Source organism: Ruegeria sp. YKSF57 (genome assembly GCF_059612585.1).
Map to the genome: position 1 here is coordinate 1 of NZ_JBXWQW010000065.1, position 18,946 is coordinate 18,946.

Here is an 18,946-nt window from a genome sequence, read left to right on the forward strand (position 1 = left end):
ATGCGCCCGCAATCCGTGTTCGTCTCGGCCACCCCCGCCGCGTGGGAGCTCGACCAGACCGGCGGCGTCTTCACCGAACAGGTGATCCGCCCCACCGGCCTGCTGGACCCGCAGGTCGAAATCCGCCCCGTGTCGATGCAGGTCGACGACCTGCTGGACGAGGTGCGCAAGGTCGCCGCCGATGGCTATCGCACGCTGGTCACCACGCTGACCAAACGCATGGCCGAGGATCTGACCGAATACCTGCACGAACAAGGTATCAAGGTCCGCTACATGCATTCCGATATCGACACGCTGGAACGGATCGAGATCCTGCGCGACCTGCGTCTGGGTGCCTTCGACGTGCTGGTCGGCATCAACCTGCTGCGTGAAGGGCTCGACATTCCCGAATGCGGGCTGGTCGCCATTCTGGATGCCGACAAGGAAGGCTTTCTGCGGTCCGAGACCTCGCTGGTTCAGACCATCGGCCGCGCCGCGCGCAACGCCGATGGCCGGGTGATCATGTATGCCGACAAGATCACCGGCTCGATGGAACGCGCGCTGGCCGAAACCGACCGCCGCCGCGCCAAGCAGATGGCCTATAACGAGGAACACGGTATCACGCCCGCGACCGTGAAAAAGAATGTCGAGGATGTTCTGGCCGGGCTGTATGAGGGCGACGTGGACATGAACCGCGTCACCGCCACCATCGACAAACCGATGCACGGCGCCAACCTCGAGGCGCACCTGAACGGGCTGCGCGACCAGATGCGCAAAGCCGCCGAGAATCTGGAATTCGAAGAAGCCGCCAACATCCGCGATGAGATCAAGCGTCTGGAAGCGGTCGATCTCGCCATCGCCGACGACCCCATGGCCCGCCAATGGGCGGTCGAGAAAGCCTCCGAAGACGCAGTGAAATCGCGTGGCCGGTCCACGGCTGGCAGGCCGGGGCAAAGGGGTGGGAATGTGAAGCGGCGGAAGAGGTAAAGCGTTGTATGGCAAAGATAAAACACTATCAAAGAGATCAAATTCGAGATTGGTTTTGTCCTACACCAGGGTACGTTTTGAACTTTTCGAACAAGACTTTTGCAGAATTTTTTGACGACCACTTTGAGATTAACATCTATTCAGACGCATTTAGTGAGAAGGGCACGTCCAAATTCAACCGGCTTCTTGCATTCATAGAGTTGTCGCCCCCGCATCTAGTAATTGAGTTATTGAATCTACTTTGGAAACAGAAAAACTCGGATCGCGATGACGAGATTGAAAGGGCGACGCAAGCACTGCAATCAGACGCATGGAGCTCCAACGCTGAGTATGTCGAGGCGCTGCTAAACTCTGCCGCCTTGGAGGACTTACCTTTTGAAAAACTGATCTCTGAGCTTGCAGCACTTCCTAGCCATTCTGCTGCACCGCACTTGATGAGGATCAGTGCAGAGTGGACGCTTGATACTGTGGAAAGAGAGTTTCAAAGGGCGTTTGAAAACTTGGAAAAAGATCCTGAAGCAGCCGTCACAGCGGCGTGCTCTATGCTTGAGAGTGTATGTCGCTCAGTATTAATCTCAAGGCAAATGGAACTCCCGAGAAGCTTGGATATTAAGTCTCTGTACAAAGAAGTTCGTGAACCGCTTGGATTGTCACCTAACAAGGACATAACTGACACAGAAATCGAAGCAGACGTAAGAACCGTACTCAGTGCGTTGTTTAATACCGTTCAGGGCATTGGAGCACTGCGTACTCATGCTGGAACGGCTCATGGAAGAGAGCGTGGGTTTAGAAGGTTAGATCCAAGGATAGCACGCCTTGCCGTCAGTACAGCTACATCAACCGCTTTGTTTTTGGTCGAAACATGGGAAAAGCGCTTCCCCAACGACAAGCTCCTTAGCGACAATTGACCAAGCAAGTGTTGGATGGGTGCTCGCACCCGTCTCTTCCGATGACGCACGATGCTGGGTGAAATCTCCCATCCTACACACCCCACACTCCACCCTTGCCACTCACCTCCACCCTCCGCCACGTCTAAAATCACAAATCGTGATTCCAAACGGCTGCCATGACGAGCCCGAAAAACCTGCCCAGCACGCATGAGGTCCAAAGCGCTGTTCTCTCCAACTAAAAGAAAGGGCGGGAACCCCCCGCCCTTACCGTTACCCCTTATCCCAATGGGCAATCACATCATACCCAACCGGCGTCGGCGGGCCTTCCATGAACTCAGAGAAATGGCCCCACAGCTCGGCCACTTTGGGCGCGTTTGCGTTCGAGATCTCTTCGCTTTCGACCACCGAGATCACATAGCCCGAACCATCCTCGTTCATCACGTTGGTAAAGCTGTGTATGCCGGGCATACCCATGATGTCGGATTTCAATGCGTTCATCTTCGCCGTCGCCGCCTCGCGCGTACCGGGCTTCATTTTGTATTGGGTAATTCGTGCAAACATCACTTTCCTCCGTCGTCTGGCGAAATTGCCATGTAACGCGGCCGAAACGGCCCCGCCGCGTGCACCCTAGCACGGCAGCTCGAAATCTCGCATTGATACCAAAGATTTGCGCCGATTTTCAACCACACGCCTCACCGCATCCGGGCAGCTGTCCCTTCAGGGTTGCACTCCAGCGCCTGCTCCACCTTTGAATTCACAGATTGTGATTCCAAACGGCTGCCATGACGAACCCGAACACACGTTCCAATAAGCGCAGGATGGGTTTTCAACCCATCATTCCGAGGCCGCCAAAACGAAAGATGGGGTAAAACCCGCCCTAAACCCCCAACTCCGCCCGCATCTTCCGGGTCAATCCGGCCACGACCAGATCATAAGAGGTCACGATATGCTCGCGCAGCGAGGCGTCGCTCATGCCGCGGTCTTCATAGACCTGCAGCCATTTCATCCCCCGCGATGCCAGATAGGGGGCGGGGCGGATGCCGGGCTCATCCTGAAGTACTTCAAACGTCAGATCGGTGACCTTGAAAGTAAAGGCATCCTTTCCCTCGTTCCAGCCACAGATCGCAAAGACCTTGGCCCCCACTTTCCACACATCCGCATTGCCCCATTGCACGACGTGGGTGGTGGCCTTGAGGCCGGCGCAAAAGGTGTTGAACTCATCTCGGGTCATGGCTTTGATCCTGAGGGCCTCGCTTGCAGTTATCAAGCTCAAGCGTCACGGACCTGCGGTTTATCGTTCCGCGCAGAAACAGGTCGGATTGCAGAACCTGTGGGTAACGCTCTGCCCAATCGCGAAACCTGTCGTTTGTTACTATCCGCGCGTTGCGATTCTGCGCATCCTCGATCAGCAGGGGATCGGCCGGGGTCCCCTTTGGCGCAACTGAAATCTGCCGAACCGGATAACGCAGCACCTTGGACAGCTTGGCAGGTCCCATGTATTGGTTTCGAACCAGATATCCGACATTCGCATCGAACCAGACAATCGGCTCAAGTCCGTTGGCGACCAGCTTTTCAATGACCAGCCGAACCGAGTGCAGGGATGGTGTCTCGTCCTCCCAATACAGGACATTTGATCCGTCAACGACCACCCAGGGAACGGGCCGTCTGAGCCGACGCCGGATAACGGACAGGATGGCGATGACAACGCCCAGAGCCCCGGCCAGCAGGGGCAGCGTGAGAATCCGGCCAAATGCCAGGACGGACCAAATCGACAGGCCCAGTGAAGCGATCAAAACAATAAGCCAAACAACCATAGGAGGTAGATACCTGAACGGCGCATGACTGCAAGAAATTTCAATGGCCCGCGCGCGGGTGTGAGTGAATGCGCCCGCCCAACTCCCGCCCAAAACCCTTGCTATACCCGGTGTCATGAAGATCGTGGAGCATACGCCCCAGCGGCTGGTTGTCGAGGATCGGCCCCGCATCATGGCCGGGCTCGTCTGGTTCATGGGCGGGCTGTGCCTGTGGGTGGCGCTGTTCGGTCAGACGGATGGCATGGCCGAAACCTTGCTGGTCGCCGCGCTGGGGCTGGGCGCTCTGGCCATGGCGCATCATTCCTTTCCGTTCCAGCGCCTGACCTTCGACCGCGCCAGCGGAACACTGACCCGGACCGAGGCGCGGCTGACCGGGCGCAAGTCCTCGACCCTGCCGCTGGCCGAGATCTCGCGCGCCGCCCTGCAGGCGCAGTGGAGCGAAAACGCCCGCCTTGAACGGCTGGTTCTGGTGGGCGATCAGGGCAAATTGCCGATGGAATACGGCTTTACCAGTGCCCCGCGCGCGCAGTTGGTGCAACGGATCAACGACTGGCTGGACGACGCGCATCGGCCCTAGCCGCGCCCGCGTCGCTTTCTGCAAGCATGTTTCGCAAACCTGCACGCGGTCCATGCGGGCGGGCGGCATGCTGTCTTTATGACGGAGGAGACAGACATGAACGATCTTGCGGCAAAACCCCGGTCCCGTTCAGGAGGACGCTCGGCGCGTCGCGCGGTCCGGACCGCCCCAAAGTTTGACATGCTGCCGGGGCTGACGCGGAACCTGCCCTTGTGCGAGGTGATGGACGGTGCTCAGATCGAGATGATCGATGCCGCCTCGATGAACATTCTGGAAAACGTGGGCGTTCAGTTCCGTGACCCGATCGCGCTGGAGGACTGGAAACGGGCCGGGGCCAAGGTTGTCGGAGAACTGGTCTATCTCGACCGCGGCCTGGTGCGGGAGTTGGTCAGGACAATCCCGTCGGATTTCACTTATCACGCTCGCGATGCCAGGAAAAATGTGCGCCTTGGTGGGCGGCATTCGATCTTTGTTCCGATGACCGGCGCGCCCTTCCTGCGCGATCTCGACGACGTGCGCCGGAATCCGACGCTGGACGACCTGGCGATGTTCCACAAGCTCAGCCACATGATGCCCGCGCTGCACAGTTCGGCGCATCATATTGTCGAGCCTTACGACCACCCGATCAGCCAACGACACCTGCGCATCACCTATTCGTCGATGAAACATTCGGACAAGACATTCATGGGCATGACCACCAGCCCCCGGAATGCCGAGGACGTGATCGAGATGTGCGCGATCCTGTTCGGTGACGATTTCATCGACAGCCACCCGGTGGTGACAGGCAATTGCAACGGCAACTCGCCGCTGGTCTGGGACGAGACCATGCTGGGGGCGATGCGCGCCTTCTGCCGCCGCAACCAGCCGGTGCTCTGCTCGCCCTTCGTGCTGGGCGGGGCCAATACGCCTGCCAGCGTCCCGGCCACGGTGGCGCAGCTCAACGCCGAGGCGCTGAGCGCGCTGGCCTATACCCAGGTGATCCGCAAGGGTGCGCCCGCGATTTATGGCCACTACCTGTCGACCGTCAGCATGAAATCGGGCGCGCCGATGGCCGGCACACCAGAGATTTCCCTGATGAATTTCATGATCGGCCAGATGGCGCGGCATTACGACGTGCCGTGGCGCACCTCGAACACGCTTGGTGGCGCCAAGACCTTTGATGCACAGGCGGGGTATGAAAGCGCCACCACCCTGCAGGCGGTGATCCATGCCGGCGCCAACTACATCTGGCACTCGGCAGGCTGGAACGAGGCCGGAATGCATTGCTCTGTCGCCAAGTTCATCGTCGATTCCGAACAATGCGCAATGGCCTATCGCATGGCCGAAGGACCGAAATGGCACGATTTCGATCAGGCGATTGCGGCGGTGCCGGATGTCGGGCCGGGCGGTCACTATCTGGGCCATCCCCACACGCAGGACAACTTTCAGGAGGCCTTCTTCATGCCCGAGCTGTTTGACAACAACTCGATCGAACAATGGGTGGCCGAGGGCGAGGTGGAAATCACCGAACGTGCCCTGACCCGCGCCCGCAAACTGTTGGCCGAATACGAGGAGCCTCGGCTTGATGTGGCAAAGAACGAAGCGCTGCTCGATTACATCGCCCGGCGCGAAAGGGAAATCCCGGCAGCGGACGAGTTGAACCAGAGTTATTGAACCCTCCCCGACTGGCCCGCCTCAATTCGGGCGGGCCGTTTTTTTTGGGATGTCGGTGAAAACTGGTGTACTGCGGAAACATAAGGCGCAAAGCCGGTCACGGGCAGCATCCCGCGAGACAAGATATCGGAGAGAAACTGATGGTGCGTGATCCGCTTTTGGAACCGTTCCGATTGGGCAACCTGACGATCCGAAACCGCATCGTCAGCACCGCACATGCGCCGAATTACGTTCAGGACGGTCATCCCCGTGACCGCTATCGGCTGTATCACGAGGAAAAGGCCAAGGGCGGGGTCGGGATGACAATGATCGGCGGGTCCACAAACATTGCCCCCGACAGTCCATCGGTCTTCGGCCAGTTGTATGCCGGTGACGACAGCATCGTTCCGTGGTTCCGCAAGCTGACCGACGGGGTAAAATCGCACGGTGCGGCGATCATGTGCCAGATCACCCATATGGGGCGCCGCACGGCCTGGGATGATGGGCACTGGTTGCCGGTGATCGGCCCGTCGGGTCGGCGGGAACGGGCGCATCGGGCCTTTCCCAAGGTGATGGAGCCCGAAGACATCGCGCGCGTTGTGCAGGATTTTGCACAGGCGGCGCGCCGGTGCCGCGACGGCGGCTTTGACGGGATCGAGGTGTTGTCCCACTCGCACCTTCTGGGCCAGTTCCTGTCGCCACTGGTCAATGACCGGGACGACGCATACGGCGGCGCGCTTGAAAATCGCCTCCGGCTGACGGTCGAGGTTCTGCAGGCTGTACGCGGGGCCGTGGGCGACGAGCTTCTGCTGGGCATCCGTTTGACCGGGGACGAACTGGTTAATGGCGGCATCGAGGCGCTGGAATGTGCGACCGCCGCGTGCATGCTGGCGGATGCGGAGTTGGTGGATTTCTTCAACGTTATGGCGGGCGCGCCTTACGACGATCTGGGGCTTGCCGGATGGGTGCCGCCGATGGGCATGCCTTCGGCTCCTCATTTGCCCATCGCCGGACTGATCCGGCGCGAAACCGGATTGCCGGTGATCCATGCTGGCGGGATAGCCGACCTTGCAACCGCGCGCCACGCGCTAGAAGCAGGGCATGTCGATCTGGTCGGGATGACCCGCGCGCACATGGCCGACCCGCATCTGGTGTCCAAGCTTCAGCGCGGCGAAGAGGAATTCATCCGGCCCTGCGTCGGGCTTGGGTACTGCGTCGACCGGGTCAACCAGGGCAAACCCGCCGTCTGCGGTCACAACGCCGCCACCGGGCGCGAGGCGATGCTGCCACATGTGATCCATGTTGCAGACAGGCGTAAAACCGTTGTGATCGTGGGCGGCGGCCCCGGCGGGCTGGAAGCGGCGCGGGTCTGTGCCGCGCGCGGCCATAAGGTAGTGTTGTTCGAAGCGGCGCCGCAACTCGGCGGGCAACTATTGCTTGCGGCGCGGGGAACCGTCCGGCGACAGGTTCAGGGCATCACCGACTGGCTGGTGGCCGAGGCCGTGCGCCTGGGCGCAGAGCTGCGCACCAATGTCTATGCCGAAGCCGGGGACGTTCTGGCGGAAAAGCCGGATCTGGTGGTTGTTGCCACCGGCGGCTGGCCCGAACCACCAGACATACCCGGCGGGCATCTGACTGTCAGCAGTTGGGATGTTCTGAATGGCGGGCAGCGCCCCTCGGGCAACGTGCTTTTGTTTGACGAGACCGGCGATCAGCCCGCGGCGGTGACGGCAGATGCGCTGGCCGACATGGGCTGCAAACTTGAATTGGTGACGCCCGATCGCAGCCTGTTCCACGATCTTGGCCCCACAAACTCGGCCGTGATCCTGCGCCGGCTGGCCAATGCCGGAACGCAGTATACCTGTCTGCACGAACTGGCCTCGGTGACCGACGCAGAGGGAAAGAAACACGCGAGCCTGCGCAACGTGCTGACCGGAGCGGCAGAGCAGCGCGTGGTGGATCATGTGGTGGTTGAATGCGGGCTGGTGCCTGCCGACGGGCTCTATCTCGATCTCAAAGCGGCCTCGCGCAACCTTGGGCAACTGGATCAGATCGCACTGGTCGGAGGCAGGGCCGTGTTTCCCGATCTCAACCCGGACGGCGGGTTTGTTCTGGCCCGCATCGGCGATGCGATAACGGGTCGAAACATGCATGCCGCCATTCTGGACGCGCTGCGGCTGTGTAAGGATTTCTGAGGTGATCTCTGAATCTTTGCGGCATGCTTCCCGCAGGCCGGACCGGAGCGTCCGATCACCCCAGGGCAGGTCTAAACGTTGACGGCTGGTAAATAGCCAAGTTGAGCTTGCCCTCAACTGAATTGATCCGGGACCCACAAGGCCCGGATCTTGCTTCTTTCTGGTCAAAATACCCCGGGGGAGCCGCCGCAGGCGGCGGGGGCAGCGCCCCCTCACACCTCATTCCTTGCCCGAGCGCCATTCCTTCCACACCAGATAGCTGTTGGCGCCGAGCGAGGCGAAGGGCTCGGGGGGCAGGCGGGGCATGTCAGCTTCGGCCAGGAAGTGATTGGCTATCTCGGACCCGTTCCCCAGCAACAGCTCCGCCACGCCCATGCCTTGCAACGTGCCACGGACGGTGCCCAGCCCGTTCTGGCAACAGGCGGAAAACACCCCCTGATCCAGTTCACCGAAAGCGGCGGAGCCATTGCGGCTGAGGCAAAGCATACCGGCCCAGCGATACTCCATCTTGACGCCGGGCAGGTGCGGGAATCGCTCGCGATACTTGCGATCATGCACCCAGCCTGCATTGCGCAGCCGCATGTTGCTGGTCTCGATGGTGGGATTGAAAGTGGCGCAGGTGCGGATCAGGATGCGGTCGCCATAGCGGCCGGAAATCCGCCGCACAGAGGTACCCATCGGATCGGCGGGAGTCACACCCCATCGCGGTTGCCCGCCCAATGTCCTGACCTGTTCTGCCGTCAGCCGTTCTGTCATCGAGGCGTAAAGGCAGATATGCATCAGTTGCCGCCGGAAAAAGCCGAAACTTTCCAGATGGCCGTTATTGGCAAGAACGATCCGCCCGGTGGCGATGCGTGCCTTGGGTGTCGTCACCTGCCAGCCCGCGCCCTGTTTCTCAAAGCCGGTGACCGGCGTGTTCTCGTAAACCTGGATCTGGTCCACCAATCGGTTCGCCAGCGCACGGATATAACCTGCGGGCTGGATCATCACCGTACCTGGGCAGAACACGCCCGAGGTGTAATGCGGGCTGCCGGTGACTTCGCCAATCTGCGCCTGATCCAGCAAGGTGCAGGGCTCTCCCAGACGCTTCAGATGCGCGGCATAGTCCCGGTTGTGCCGGTCCCCGGCCCGCGTCGCGGCGGCGTTGTACTTACCGCAGGGATCAAAGATTTCCTCCGTCAGGTCACACTCGGCGGCCACCTCCTTTGCAAAAGCGATAGCCCGGCGGTTCAGCGCAATGGCGGCACGGTCGGCCTCCAGCGCGTCGCCGGCGTAATTGTCCGACACCAGATCATGCGGCAGGTCGATCATGAAGCCTGAATTGCGCCCGGCCGAGCTTTCGGCAAAGCGGCCCGCCTCGACAATCGCGATTTTCAGCGACGGGTCCAGTTGATACAGCCGACGCGCGGCCGACAAGCCGGCGAAACCGCCGCCGATGACGGTGACATCGGCGGTCTGGTCCTGCTCCAGAACCGGCAGCGGGTCCTGAGGCGGCAGGATGGCGTTCCATCCCGCGGCGCCGGTCTGCCGGGGCAGGCGTTTGGCGGTGTACCTGATCAATCCAAGGCCTCGTCAGCATCGTCCGCCAGATCGATCCAGATGGTTTTCAACTGGGTATATTGGTCATGAGCATGAACCGAGTTGTCGCGACCGCCAAAGCCCGACTGCTTGTAGCCGCCAAAGGGTGTGGTGATGTCGCCCTCACCAAAGCTGTTGACCGTGACCGTGCCCGCCCGGATCGCCCGAGCCCCGCGAATTGCGCGTTTGACATTGGCGGTGAAGATCGAGGCGCAGAGGCCGTAATCGGTGTCATTTGCAATCCCGATGGCCTCGTCAAAGCCGGATACCTCGATCACGCTCAGCACCGGTCCAAAAATCTCCTCGCGGGCCAGTTTGACGTCGTTGCCCGGCACCTCGACCACCGTCGCCTCGACAAAGCCATTGTTCGCCTTGCCGCCCAGAACCACCTTGTCGGCCTGCTCAAGATAACCGCAGACCTTGTCGAAATGTGCCGCCGAGACCAGCGCGCCCATGCGGGTTTCCGGATCAAGCGGATCACCCACGTTCCATTGCCTGGCATGATGCGCGATCCGGTCAAGCAACTCGGCCTTGACATCCTTGTGCACGATCAGGCGCGACGATGCCGAGCAATTCTCGCCCATGTTCCAGAACGCGCCGTTCACCACATGCGCTGCCACGCGGTCGAGGTTTTCGGCGTCATCCATGACGATGGCAGGGTTCTTGCCGCCCATCTCCAGCACCACCTCCTTGGCGTTGGATTCCGCCGAATAGGTCAGAAACCTTTTGCCGGTCACGGTCGAGCCGGTGAACGAGACCATGTCGATGTCCATATGCCGCCCGATGGGTTCGCCCACTTCGGCGCCACCACCAGGCACGATGTTCAGCACGCCGCGGGGCAGGCCGGCCTCCATCGCGAGTTCCGCGACACGCAGCGCGGTCAGGGTCGTTTCCGCCGCCGGTTTCACGACCACCGAACATCCCGCCGCCAGTGCGGGGCCGATTTTCCACGCCAGCATCAAAAGAGGAAAGTTCCACGGCAGCACCAGCCCCACCACGCCAATCGGTTCGCGGACCACCATGGCGATGTGGTTGTCGCTGGCAGGCGAGACCTGATCGTAAATTTTGTCGATCGCCTCGGCATGCCATTTGATGCAGTGGATGGTTTCCGGCACATCCACCGTCTCACAGTCATAGATGGTCTTGCCGCTTTCGATACTTTCCATCACCGCCAGCTCTCGCGCATTGCGGGTCATCAACTTGCACAGCCGGATCAGAACATCCTTGCGATCGGAAGGGTGCAGTTTCGACCAGCGCCCGTCGTCGAACGCTTCGCGCGCCTTTTCGACAGCAAGGTCCACGTCCGCCGCGCCACAGGCAGCGATGCGGGTCAATTCCTCACCCGTGGCGGGGTTCGTTGTCACAAAAGTCTCGCCCGAGATTGCCGGGCAGAATTTGCCGTCGATGAACGCTCCGGTGGGCAGGTCCAGATTGGCGGCGATGGATTTGTATTCGTCCTGCGTCAGCAATGTCATAGCTCAGCCCTCTGCCACGATGTCGGAGATTTTCTGTTTCAGCACGCGCGTCACCTGTTCCAGCGCGCGCTTGTCGTCCTTGTTCAGCCCTTTGAGTGGGGGCCGAACGGGACCGGCCTGAATGCCGTTCATGGTGACGCCATGCTTGATGGTCTGGATGAACTTGCCGCCCTGTTCCAGCACCCGCATCAGCGGCATCATCGCCGACATGATCCGTCGGCCCTTGGCAAAATCGCCCCGCACGACACAGGCCTCGTACAACGCTACGTGTTCGCGCGGCAGAAAATTCGACCCGCCGCACACCCAGAACGGCGCACCCCAGGCAAAGAACTCCAGTGCCTGATCGTCCATTCCGCAGCCCAGCTGGATATGCGGATAATCCCGCGCCAGCAGGTGCACCCGGTTGATATCGCCCGAGCTTTCCTTGATGCCGCAGAAATTCCGACTGCGTCCCACGCGGTCCAGGAACTCTTCGCCCATCATGGTGCCGGTGCGGTGCGGATAGTTGTACAGCATCACCGGCAGGTCGGCGGCCTTGTCGATGGTCAGAGCGTTCAGCGCATTTTCCCGGTCGGTCGGCACAGAATAAGGAGGCGAGGCCAGCAGGATCGCATCCGCGCCGATCTCGCGGGCGCCCGAGGCCAAGGCAATCGAATCCGGCGTCAGCATCGCGCCGGTGCCCACCACCAGCGGCAGCCGCCCTTTCAGCCGGTCGCGCGTGAACCGCGCCAGATCCAGCCGCTCACTCACAGTCTGGGCATAGTTCTCGCCGGTCGATCCGCCCGAGATCAGGCCGTGAACGCCGTTGTCGATCAGATAGTCGATGACATTCGCCAGACCGTCCCAGTTGACGGAGCCGTTCTCGTGATAAGGTGTCACGACAGGCGTATAGATCCCGTGGAATTGAAAGATTGGGGTCATTCGAAGTCCTCTAGGCAGTGGTTTTGCGTGCAACCGTTCCCAGCGGCACATCCAGCCCGGCGGGCATGACGAACAGCTCGATCTGGTCGCGCGACAGGTTCCAGTGATCGATTGCCAGCTGGGCGGCGGCGGCATCGTCCCCGGTTTCGATCGCAGCGATGATGGCGTCGTGCTGGGTGCTGGCTTGGGCCACGTTTTCAGCCATCGCTGCGCTTTGCGGGCGATAGAAAGTCATGGAAATGCGGGCGTGGTCGATCAGCAACCGCCGAAACGATGGCAGCAGATAGATGTTGTCGGCCATCTCGCCGGTGATCTCGTGAAAACGGTTGTTGGCCATGGCCCGATCCGCGCTTGAACCGCTGTGCAGGGCGTCCTTGAAATCCTCCTGCGCCGCTTTCAGCTTGTCGATCTGCGCAGGCGTTGCGTTCTTGGCCGCCAGTTGCAGAACCGCGCCATAGATCATCGGTGCCGCCAAAAAGAAATCACGCAAGGTGGTGTGGGACATTTCGGAAACCCGCGCCCCGCGTCCCGCGCGCAGTTCGATATAACCCTCACCCGCCAGTTCGCGGAACACCTCGCGCAGCGGGGTGCGGGACAGGTCGAACCTGTTGCACAGGCTCACCTCGTCCAGATCCTCGCCGGGCGCCAGCACCAAAGTCAGGATGTTGGTCCTGAGGTAATCGTGCACCTCGGCTTTGCGGTGTTTTCCGGTATCTTTCATGTTCAAAGCCTTCGGTGGCTGGTCGAGCCCAAACAGGGTCGATTCTTTTGGGATACGATGTGTACTAATCATGAATACATCTTGCATACAATCCTAAATCGTGCGATTTGATACTCCGGTGGTCAAAAAGGAATAACGGTGATGGCGGACCCGCAGCATTTCGTCTTCGCTTTGGTCGAGGAATTCACCCATATGGCGTTTTCCTGCGCGGTGGACCCGTTGCGCATTGCCAACTTGGTCAGTGGCCGCACATTGTATCGTTGGTCCTATGCCTCGGCTGACGGCAAGACCGCGACGGCGTCGAACGATTCGGTCACGCTGGTGCATCACGCCTTCTCCGAATTGCCCGCCTGTGACCGGCTGTTCGTGCTGTCCGGGATTCACATGAATGAACAGGACAATCGCGGCCTTATCGCCGCGCTGCGCCGCGCGCGGTCCCGCGGCACCCCGATCGGGGCGCTGTGCTCGGGCGCTTATATTCTGGCTCGGGCCGGATTCCTGGACGGGCAGCAGGCAGCGATCCACTGGGAATACCACGACAGTTTCATGGAGGAATTTCCCGAGGTGAATCTGGTGCGGAACGTCTTTGTGGTCGATGAAAGGCACATCACCGCATCCGGCGGCACCGCGACGGCAGATCTGATGCTGCACCTGATTGAACGCGATCACGGCTATGACCTGTCACTCGCCGTGGCCGATCAGATGGTTTACAACGCCGTGCGCAACGCTACCGCAGCCCAAAGAGTGTCGTTGCAATCGCGCAGCGGCATACGAAACCGGCATCTCGCCAAGGCGATCCAGATCATGCATGACCATCTGGACAATCCGGTGTCGCCATCGGCCATCGCCGACGAGGTCGGGATTTCGACACGCCAGCTTGAGCGCTTGTTCGGCAAATATCTGAACACCTCTCCCAAGAAATACTTCATGGAGATGCGTCTGGAACGCGCCCGCCACCTGTTACTGCAGACCGAGGCGTCGATCACCGAGGTTGCCTTTGCCTGCGGTTTTGAAAGCCCCGGCCATTTCTCGCGGGTGTATCGCGCCGCATTTGGCGTCAACCCGTCGCTGCAGCGGGACCGCCTGTCATAACCGCTTCAAAAGGTGAAGCCCCCGGCGATGGTCCGGGGGCTTCTGCAGCGTCGCACGGGGTGCGTGTTCAGTTGATCGACACGGGGGCCAAAGCGTTCGACAAGCTCGCCTCCCCCTGACCGTGAATCGCGGGATTGTAACCGAGGATAGTATCCGTGCGCGCTGTTGTTAAAAGCTGATTGGCGATGGCGGTGGGGGTTGCCCCCGAAAATTTGTTCGACAGAACCGCCGCATAGCTGGCGACCATTGGCGCGGCAAATGATGTTCCCGCCAGGCCGGTCGTGCCACTTTCGACGCCGACCACCAGGAACTGCCCCTGAACCGTAGCATTGGTCCCGGCATAGTTGGAATAGCTGGCAAGCGACGCCTTGTTCGCGGCCGTGCCATGCCCGTCAAGGGCGCCGACAAACACGGCTGACGGCGCGCCGATCAGGTTTGTCGCAAGGTAATCAATCTGGCCCGCATAGGTGCCCGAGGCGATGACATCCCCGATGGCGACGCTTTCGTTGCCGGCGGATTTCGATACAAAGGCCGATCCGTCAAAGGCATAGTCGACGATCGAGATTTCCTGTGCGTCCAGACCGCCGAAGGCAGCCGGAAATTCCACCCAGCCATAGCTGGCGTTGATCACGTTGAACCCGTCGCCCAACGCAAACCCGGCGCCAGAGGTGAATTCATGCGACACCATCGTTGCAGATGGGGTGAGCATCGAAATCTGCGCCGAGGTCCACTCACCATGCCGCTTGCGTTTCAGGCCCTCGCCCAGATTGCCGAACAGCTTTGTGCGACTGTTGAAATCGTCGACCACCGTGACAGTCACGTTCTGGCCCAGATATCCGTCGCTCCAGGCGCTCTGAATGTCTGCGTGCATCCAGGAGTAATATGTTGGGGTGCTTGGCGCGGGGTCTTCACCGCCGCCGTTGCCGGGTTTGTCTGGCTTGTTCCCGCCACGCGCGGCGATCAGCAAGGGGCTGTCTTCGGCAATAACCGGGGTTGGTGCAAAGGCCGCAAGCGCGACGGCAGAGGCAAGCACGGGTGTCAAATACTTTAATTTCATCTGGCCCTCCAATTGGCAGCTGGACTTGGGGCAATCCAATAAGAATGAAAGACTAAGGTGAAATTTGGGCAAAAATGCAGACATATGGGCGTTTTGGAGTGTATTTTTGGAGTTTATGTGCGTCACTCGGGCTAATCCCATAGGCTTTCACGGATTGTTGTCAAAACCGGAACAGGTAGCGTACGTGAAGCTGCAACCGTTCCATAGGTGACTCGTCGAGCATGTAATTCAGCGTCTCTTCGGGTGGCAGGGTAGATGCAGCAAGCCGGCAGTTCACCGTCTGGACGCCACCGATGGCGCCATAGTCTGCGGCACAGCTGTCCTCGCTCAGATTGCCACCGATCAGGCCAAGCACAGAAAGCGACAGCGTGCTGCTGGGGGTCGGCTGTGTCTGATACACGAACCCCAGCCTCAACGCCGGATCAATCGTGTATTTCTCTCCACGTTCACCGGTGCTGAAGCCCCAATAGACGCCAAAATTCGGGTGCAACTCGGTCATCCAGGTAAAATGGGTGTCCGCCCACCGGCTGCCGTACCATTGTCCGAATGACACGCGCTGCCCATTGGCCAGCTCATAGCCACCGCGCCCGATCTTGCGAACGCTGTTGGACAGGGATGATCCGTCATTCGCCGAGATGAAATAGGTCTTGGACCACAGGTTTTGCGCCTGCCCCAAAGCCGGCAGCATGCAGGTGAAAACCACCACAACCGCCAACAGGACACCGCGCGTGCCGTTCAGCGCTTGCGGGAGCGGTGCGCGCATGCCGGTCTTGTGTGCGGAACCAGGCCTCATTGTCCGGGTCGCTCGCGTCTACTCGCGGCGATGGCGCGTCGCGCGCTGCGCTTCGGCCCGTCGGGCGGTGTCAGGAAGCAGCAGTGGCAATAACACCGGCGCACACAGCAACAGGAACTCAACGAGACTCATTTTGTCGATACCCTCCAATTGGCAGCTGGATTTCGGGTCGTTCGATCAAAAATGACAATCGCGGCAATTGTGAGGTGATAATCGAGCAAAGATGGCGATCATGCGGCAAAACGTGTTTTTGCGTTTCCTCTTTCGTCCCAGTTCTTCGCAACCGGGTTGACTGAGTTCAGAATTGAAACAGATACCGGACCTTCAGTCGAACATTCTCGACAGCCGAGCCATCAAACAGCCGCGAAAGAGAATCGCGCATGGGCCGTGAGTCTCGGGGCCGGCAATGTCCCGTCCAGGTCACGGTTTCATTCGGGTCAAGCGATCCGCACGTGCGTTCACTGTCCGAGGAGGGCGCCAGATCGAACAGTGAAAAAGACAGTGTGCTGTTCCTGGTCGTTTCCGTCTGCAAGGTCAGGCCCCGATTGAGGGCAAGCGGGCTTGTCTCTTCCACCCGGCGTTTTTTGGGGCGTTCACTGACATAAGTTGATGGCGTGGCGTCATTCGACTTCCACTGAAAGTTGGGCCCGTTCCACCCGTTAGGAATAAGATTGCGAAAGCTCCATTTGCTGTCCGCCTCGAATGTCGTGTCTGCTTCGACCGTTGCCGGAACAGGCGTGTCCAATGGCGGGACAGGTGGAATCCCAAACCTCAACCCGGCATCGCCCCCCTGTTGGGCCGTTGCGGAGGTTGCCAGAAAATACAACATGGATGCGGCCAGCACCGTCAGCCACCGAACGCGGGCCGCCGAGCCTGATTGGAAAATGCGTCGCGTCACCATTGCGGTCACGTCCTTGCCCAATGCGGAATCCCCTCGAGTGGAGTTGCAGAATACCAAAACTGTCGGCGACGGGTCTGAAAATCGCGTAAACGCTTTGCCGGTGTGGCTTTGACGCACCAAGGGTGTCGAAAATACGGAGCGGAAGCGGCTGGCGAAGCCGGATTCCCTTTCAAGCCACCGGCGCGGCGCGGCGGCCTCTTCCACCTGATCGTATTATCCGCTAAACGCGTTCCGACCCGAGATTACTGGCGGATTGCGACCGATGAAATTCACTCTTTCCTGGCTCAAGGATCACCTGGATACCGAAGCGTCGGTTGACGAGATTGTCGAGGCGCTGACCGACCTCGGCCTTGAGGTCGAAGAGGTCGTGAACCCGGCCGATGCACTCGGGGATTTCACGCTCGGATATGTCAAGCATGCCGAAAAACACCCCGACGCCGACAAGCTGCGTGTCTGCAAGGTGGATACCAGCGAAGGCGAGTTGCAGATCATCTGCGGTGCCCCCAACGCGCGCCAGGGGATCACCGTCGTCGTCGCCAAGCCGGGCGTCTATGTGCCGGGCATCGACACCACCATCGGTGTCGGCAAGATCAGGGGTATCGAAAGCTATGGCATGATGTGTTCCGAACGCGAGATGCAGCTTTCGGACGAACATGACGGCATCATCGAACTGCCCACGGGCGAGGTCGGTGATCGCTTTGTCGACTGGCTGGCCGAGAATGATCCGGCCAAGGTCGATCCGGTGATCGAGATCGCAATCACCCCCAACCGGCCCGACGCGCTGGGCGTGGCCGGTATTGCCCGTGATCTGGCGGCGCGCGGTCTGGGCACGCTCAAGATCCGTGACTATGTGCCGGTGCCGGGCGACTTCAAAAGTCCGATCAAGGTGATGATCGATGACGACACGCTGGACGGCGCGCCGCATTTCACCGGGCGCCTGATCCGCGGCGTGAAAAACGGCCCCAGCCCGCAATGGCTGCAGGATCAGTTGCGCGCCATCGGCCTGCGTCCGATCTCGGCGCTGGTCGACATCACCAATTACATGACCTTCGACTACAATCGCCCGCTGCATGTGTTCGACGCCGACAAGGTACAGGGCGACCTGCGGGTCCATCGTGCCAAGGGTGGCGAAAAGCTCGTGGCACTGGATGAAAAGGAATACACCCTGCAGCCCGGAATGATGGTGATCTCGGACGACAACGGCCCCGAGTCGATCGCCGGGATCATGGGCGGGATGGAAACCGGCTGTACCGAGGAAACGGTCAACGTGTTCCTCGAAAGCGCGTTCTGGGATTACGTACAGATCGCGCTGACAGGTCGGGCGCTCAAGATCAACTCGGACGCGCGTTACCGGTTCGAACGCGGGGTCGATCCGGAATACACCCGCGAGGGGCTGGAACACGCCACCCAGATGATCCTCGATATCTGCGGCGGCGAGGCGTCGGACGTGGTCGAGGCCGGCAAGGCGCCGAACCACGCGCGCGCCTTCCGTCTGGATGCCGAGCGGGTGCAATCGCTGGTCGGCATGGACATCCCCGAAAGCGAACAGCGCCAGACCCTGACGCGGCTGGGCTTCCGGCTCGAGGGCAGCATGGCCCATGTTCCCAGCTGGCGACCCGACATCATGGGCGAGGCCGATCTGGTCGAAGAGGTCGCGCGCATCGCCTCGCTGACCAGGCTGCAGGGCAGACCTTTGCCGCGCATTTCCGAAGGCATCCCGAAACCTGTGATGACCCCGGCACAGCGCCGCCAGTCGATGGCTCGCCGCACCTGTGCGGCACTTGGGTACAACGAATGCGTCAGCTATACCTTCATCGACAAGGCGTCGGCGGCTCTGTTCGGCGGCGGCGATGACGCCACGATGCTGGAAAACCCGATCTCGTCCGAGATGAGCCACATGCGCCCCGACCTGCTGCCGGGCCTGTTGCAGGCGGCGGCTCGCAATCAGGCGCGCGGCTTCATGGATCTGGCCCTGTTCGAGGTGGGGCCGGTGTTCCACGATGGCGAACCGGGCGATCAGCAAACCCAGATCACCGGCCTGCTGGTGGGCCGTTCCGGTCCCAAGGATGTTCAGGGATCGTCGCGCCCGGTCGATGTGTTCGACGCCAAGGCCGATGCCGAGGCTGTGCTGGCCGCCATCGGCGCCCCGGCCAAGGTGCAGATCCTGCGCGACGGGCCGGGCTGGTGGCACCCGGGTCGGCACGGCAAGATCTGCCTGGGGCCGAAAAAGGTTCTGGGCGTATTTGGCGAGCTGCACCCGCGCGTGTTGCAGGCCATGGATATCAAGGGACCGGCGATGGCCTTTACCATCTGGCCCGAAGAGGTGCCGTTGCC

At 60.6% G+C, this 18,946-nt stretch carries 17 protein-coding genes; 7 read left to right on the plus strand and 10 right to left on the minus strand.

Going from position 1 to position 18,946, the window contains the following annotated elements; translation table 11 throughout:
• Positions 1–966 (plus strand): helicase-related protein (locus tag AC2FLX_RS19900; RefSeq protein ID WP_496875509.1); only part of this gene is annotated, 966 nt, incomplete at its 5' end.
• An 8-nt stretch (positions 967–974) separates the two neighbouring features.
• A complete protein-coding gene (locus tag AC2FLX_RS19905) occupies positions 975–1,874 on the plus strand; it encodes an abortive infection family protein (RefSeq protein ID WP_496810609.1) in 900 nt (299 codons plus the stop codon).
• Positions 1,875–2,126: 252 nt separating this feature from the next.
• Here AC2FLX_RS19905 and AC2FLX_RS19910 read toward each other — a convergent pair whose 3' ends face one another.
• The 3 genes from AC2FLX_RS19910 to AC2FLX_RS19920 all read right to left on the minus strand — a co-directional run bounded on the left by AC2FLX_RS19910 (position 2,127) and on the right by AC2FLX_RS19920 (position 3,670).
• Positions 2,127–2,417, minus strand: a complete 291-nt coding sequence (locus tag AC2FLX_RS19910; protein ID WP_496810610.1) for a hypothetical protein — start codon at positions 2,415–2,417, stop codon at positions 2,127–2,129.
• A gap of 316 nt (positions 2,418–2,733) precedes the next feature.
• Positions 2,734–3,087 (minus strand): MmcQ/YjbR family DNA-binding protein, encoded by a 354-nt coding sequence (locus AC2FLX_RS19915; RefSeq protein ID WP_496747051.1) that lies wholly within the window; start codon positions 3,085–3,087, stop codon positions 2,734–2,736.
• On the minus strand, positions 3,074–3,670 hold the full coding sequence (locus AC2FLX_RS19920) for an NYN domain-containing protein (RefSeq protein ID WP_496810611.1): 597 nt from the start codon (positions 3,668–3,670) through the stop codon (positions 3,074–3,076). The genes AC2FLX_RS19915 and AC2FLX_RS19920 overlap by 14 nt, the downstream gene beginning before the upstream one ends.
• A 115-nt stretch (positions 3,671–3,785) precedes the next feature.
• On the opposite strand from AC2FLX_RS19920, the gene AC2FLX_RS19925 reads away from it, so the two are divergent.
• From AC2FLX_RS19925 to AC2FLX_RS19935, 3 genes are all read left to right on the plus strand, one after another.
• The gene (locus AC2FLX_RS19925; RefSeq protein WP_496875510.1) at positions 3,786–4,247 is read left to right on the plus strand and encodes a hypothetical protein; all 462 of its coding nucleotides are present in this window, start codon (positions 3,786–3,788) and stop codon (positions 4,245–4,247) included.
• A 96-nt stretch (positions 4,248–4,343) separates the two neighbouring features.
• A complete protein-coding gene (locus AC2FLX_RS19930; RefSeq protein WP_496810613.1) occupies positions 4,344–5,900 on the plus strand; it encodes a trimethylamine methyltransferase family protein in 1,557 nt (518 codons plus the stop codon).
• A gap of 140 nt (positions 5,901–6,040) precedes the next feature.
• Positions 6,041–8,074: an oxidoreductase gene (locus tag AC2FLX_RS19935; protein ID WP_496810614.1), complete on the plus strand. Its 2,034-nt coding sequence runs from the start codon at positions 6,041–6,043 to the stop codon at positions 8,072–8,074.
• Positions 8,075–8,293: 219 nt separating this feature from the next.
• On the opposite strand, the gene AC2FLX_RS19940 is transcribed toward AC2FLX_RS19935, so the two are convergent.
• The 4 genes from AC2FLX_RS19940 to AC2FLX_RS19955 are packed head-to-tail and all read right to left on the minus strand — an operon-like array spanning position 8,294 to position 12,841.
• Positions 8,294–9,634, minus strand: a complete 1,341-nt coding sequence (locus tag AC2FLX_RS19940; protein WP_496810615.1) for an NAD(P)/FAD-dependent oxidoreductase — start codon at positions 9,632–9,634, stop codon at positions 8,294–8,296.
• Entirely contained in the window at positions 9,631–11,127 is a 1,497-nt protein-coding gene (locus AC2FLX_RS19945; RefSeq protein ID WP_496810616.1) for an aldehyde dehydrogenase, read from the minus strand. The genes AC2FLX_RS19940 and AC2FLX_RS19945 overlap by 4 nt, the downstream gene beginning before the upstream one ends.
• A gap of 3 nt (positions 11,128–11,130) precedes the next feature.
• The gene (locus AC2FLX_RS19950) at positions 11,131–12,048 is read right to left on the minus strand and encodes a dihydrodipicolinate synthase family protein (protein WP_480750731.1); all 918 of its coding nucleotides are present in this window, start codon (positions 12,046–12,048) and stop codon (positions 11,131–11,133) included.
• Positions 12,049–12,058: 10 nt separating this feature from the next.
• A complete protein-coding gene (locus AC2FLX_RS19955) occupies positions 12,059–12,841 on the minus strand; it encodes a GntR family transcriptional regulator (RefSeq protein ID WP_480750730.1) in 783 nt (260 codons plus the stop codon).
• A gap of 69 nt (positions 12,842–12,910) precedes the next feature.
• Between AC2FLX_RS19955 and AC2FLX_RS19960 the strand changes: the two genes are divergently transcribed.
• On the plus strand, positions 12,911–13,861 hold the full coding sequence (locus tag AC2FLX_RS19960) for a GlxA family transcriptional regulator (protein ID WP_480750729.1): 951 nt from the start codon (positions 12,911–12,913) through the stop codon (positions 13,859–13,861).
• A 67-nt stretch (positions 13,862–13,928) separates the two neighbouring features.
• On the opposite strand, the gene AC2FLX_RS19965 is transcribed toward AC2FLX_RS19960, so the two are convergent.
• The 3 genes from AC2FLX_RS19965 to AC2FLX_RS19975 all read right to left on the minus strand — a co-directional run bounded on the left by AC2FLX_RS19965 (position 13,929) and on the right by AC2FLX_RS19975 (position 16,612).
• Positions 13,929–14,918, minus strand: a complete 990-nt coding sequence (locus tag AC2FLX_RS19965; protein ID WP_496747075.1) for a S8/S53 family peptidase — start codon at positions 14,916–14,918, stop codon at positions 13,929–13,931.
• Positions 14,919–15,078: 160 nt separating this feature from the next.
• On the minus strand, positions 15,079–15,681 hold the full coding sequence (locus AC2FLX_RS19970) for a hypothetical protein (protein ID WP_480750727.1): 603 nt from the start codon (positions 15,679–15,681) through the stop codon (positions 15,079–15,081).
• 328 nt (positions 15,682–16,009) lie between these two features.
• A complete protein-coding gene (locus AC2FLX_RS19975; protein ID WP_496810617.1) occupies positions 16,010–16,612 on the minus strand; it encodes a hypothetical protein in 603 nt (200 codons plus the stop codon).
• Positions 16,613–16,874: 262 nt separating this feature from the next.
• On the opposite strand from AC2FLX_RS19975, the gene pheT reads away from it, so the two are divergent.
• Positions 16,875–18,946 (plus strand): phenylalanine--tRNA ligase subunit beta (pheT, locus tag AC2FLX_RS19980; RefSeq protein ID WP_496875511.1); only part of this gene is annotated, 2,072 nt, incomplete at its 3' end.

Coding starts and splice junctions, on each gene's coding strand:
- AC2FLX_RS19930 (WP_496810613.1), top strand. CDS start 4,344: ATGAACGATCTTGCGGCAAAACCCCGGTCCCGTTCAGGAGGACGCTCG.
- AC2FLX_RS19910 (WP_496810610.1), bottom strand. CDS start 2,417: ATGTTTGCACGAATTACCCAATACAAAATGAAGCCCGGTACGCGCGAG.
- AC2FLX_RS19920 (WP_496810611.1), bottom strand. CDS start 3,670: ATGGTTGTTTGGCTTATTGTTTTGATCGCTTCACTGGGCCTGTCGATT.
- AC2FLX_RS19965 (WP_496747075.1), bottom strand. CDS start 14,918: ATGAAATTAAAGTATTTGACACCCGTGCTTGCCTCTGCCGTCGCGCTT.
- AC2FLX_RS19905 (WP_496810609.1), top strand. CDS start 975: ATGGCAAAGATAAAACACTATCAAAGAGATCAAATTCGAGATTGGTTT.
- AC2FLX_RS19970 (WP_480750727.1), bottom strand. CDS start 15,681: ATGCGCGCACCGCTCCCGCAAGCGCTGAACGGCACGCGCGGTGTCCTG.
- AC2FLX_RS19950 (WP_480750731.1), bottom strand. CDS start 12,048: ATGACCCCAATCTTTCAATTCCACGGGATCTATACGCCTGTCGTGACA.
- AC2FLX_RS19975 (WP_496810617.1), bottom strand. CDS start 16,612: ATGGTGACGCGACGCATTTTCCAATCAGGCTCGGCGGCCCGCGTTCGG.
- AC2FLX_RS19960 (WP_480750729.1), top strand. CDS start 12,911: ATGGCGGACCCGCAGCATTTCGTCTTCGCTTTGGTCGAGGAATTCACC.
- AC2FLX_RS19935 (WP_496810614.1), top strand. CDS start 6,041: ATGGTGCGTGATCCGCTTTTGGAACCGTTCCGATTGGGCAACCTGACG.
- AC2FLX_RS19945 (WP_496810616.1), bottom strand. CDS start 11,127: ATGACATTGCTGACGCAGGACGAATACAAATCCATCGCCGCCAATCTG.
- AC2FLX_RS19925 (WP_496875510.1), top strand. CDS start 3,786: ATGAAGATCGTGGAGCATACGCCCCAGCGGCTGGTTGTCGAGGATCGG.
- AC2FLX_RS19915 (WP_496747051.1), bottom strand. CDS start 3,087: ATGACCCGAGATGAGTTCAACACCTTTTGCGCCGGCCTCAAGGCCACC.
- AC2FLX_RS19955 (WP_480750730.1), bottom strand. CDS start 12,841: ATGATTAGTACACATCGTATCCCAAAAGAATCGACCCTGTTTGGGCTC.